The organism is Chitinispirillales bacterium ANBcel5 (genome assembly GCA_029688955.1).
Lineage (GTDB): Bacteria > Fibrobacterota > Chitinivibrionia > Chitinivibrionales > Chitinispirillaceae > Cellulosispirillum > Cellulosispirillum alkaliphilum.
Genome location: JARUKZ010000095.1, coordinates 1 through 1,804, shown reverse-complemented (window position 1 = coordinate 1,804; position 1,804 = coordinate 1). Strand labels below are relative to the sequence as shown.

Below are 1,804 nucleotides of genomic sequence, written 5' to 3'. Positions count from 1 at the left end.
ATATTTTTTTTAAAAACCAATTTGCGATGTGAATAGGAAAAGATCAATATTTCTGTGATTTAGTTGCAGGGTTTGGCTTTGCAAAAAACACCTGTGTAATTGATGATAAAGCCCATAAGTTTATTAACACAGTAAAAAATTGCTGTTTATCCCATTACACCTGCAGTATTTAACTAATTCAGATAATTAATCAGGAGCCTTCCGCATAACCCTGAAACCTAAATGATCATTCCTATAACCACTGGTAAATCCTATTGTTGAATTAGGCATTAAAAGGGTAGCTTCTCTGCTATTCCAGCTCCCCCCACGAGCATTGTATCCGTCAAAATCATCAGTTTTGTACCATTCCCAAACATTCCCACCCATGTCATATACACCATACCTGTTTGGTTCTCTACCTTTTACTATATGAGGTCCATGATTTCTTCCCGAATTAGCTTCCCATGCAGCATGTTCATTAATTTCTGCAGTATCAGCAGAAGTTAGCGGGTAATACTGATGATTTCCGCCCCAGGAAAAACGTGTATTTGTTCCTCCTCGGGCAGCATATTCCCATTCAGCACCTACCGGTAACCTGTAACCGTTTTTAGAGGTATCTATCTCCAAATTCTCAAAACCTATGCTTGATGACCAGCTAACTTCATCCCAAATTATCCCATCGAAACTGTAAACTTGTTCGAGACCTTCTTCAACATTTCGCGCCCAACAATACAGGACAGCATCATACCATGTTAATGTATAAGCCGGCTTATTATCATCACGGTAAAAAGCCCACCTTGGTGGGATAAAGTTTGGAATATGATTGCTCATAATTTCAGCATACTCACCTTGCGTTATTTCCGCCTCACTCATCCAGAAATCATAGGAGAAATCCACCCATGGATCTGTGGTCGGGTTACCCATTCGGAAGCTGTACCCATCTGCTCTAATCAGTACCATACCATTATCATGTTCAAGCTCTTCGGGCTGCGGTACCCAGGGACCACGGTTTACTGTCAGGGTAACTTCATTACTCGTAACTGCTCCACCCTCATTACTTACTATGCACTTAAATGAATCACCATTATTATTGCGATTCACCTGAGGTATACTAAGTAAGCTGCTGGTTTCTCCGGGTATTTCCTCGCCATTAACCGACCATTGATAATTGAGTATACCGACTCCAGAAGCCTCAATGCTAAATTCAACATCTCTTCTTCCTGCAAACACGGTTTGGTTTCTAGGTTGAAGGGTTATCTGCGGTGGCGCAATATTCCAACTTGCAGTTAGTGTGATATCATCTACTATAGGAGTATCAAAAACAAAAGGTAATCCTTCATGCAACCATTCATCAAACACAAACCCTTCCTTTTCCGGGTCTACGGGTCGTGGAACGGTATCTTGAAACACCACGTTTTCTGTGCTGAGCCTATCTCCATCCTCATCTCTAAATGTCACTGTAAACATCTCTTTTTCCCACACAGCACTTAAGGTAACATCCTCTGATCCCATGGAGAACGTATCACCTTCGTTGTAAGTGGTACCATCATGTTTCCAGCCTCTGAATATGTGCCCACCTTTGTTTAGTGTATCTCCAAGAACTGTTACCGTTTCACCTGTGATATACTTCTGAGTATCAACAGGTACTGTTCCGGCACCGCCATTTTCATCGTATGTTACACTAAACAACTCATTCCACTGCGCATACAATGAGAAGTCATCGGTAACAGGAGTTGAAAAATTATATGGCTCATCTGATTCTGTAGTATACCACCCGACAAATCGGTACCCGTCTTTCACAGGAAGGCTATCGGGTTCAGACACT

At 41.7% G+C, this 1,804-nt stretch carries 1 protein-coding gene; it reads right to left on the bottom strand.

Translation table 11 applies throughout. From position 1 onward, the window contains the following. Nucleotides 1-186: 186 nt before the first annotated feature. A partial coding sequence (locus QA601_18835; GenBank protein ID MDG5817159.1) for an SUMF1/EgtB/PvdO family nonheme iron enzyme occupies nt 187-1,804 on the bottom strand: 1,618 nt, incomplete at its 5' end.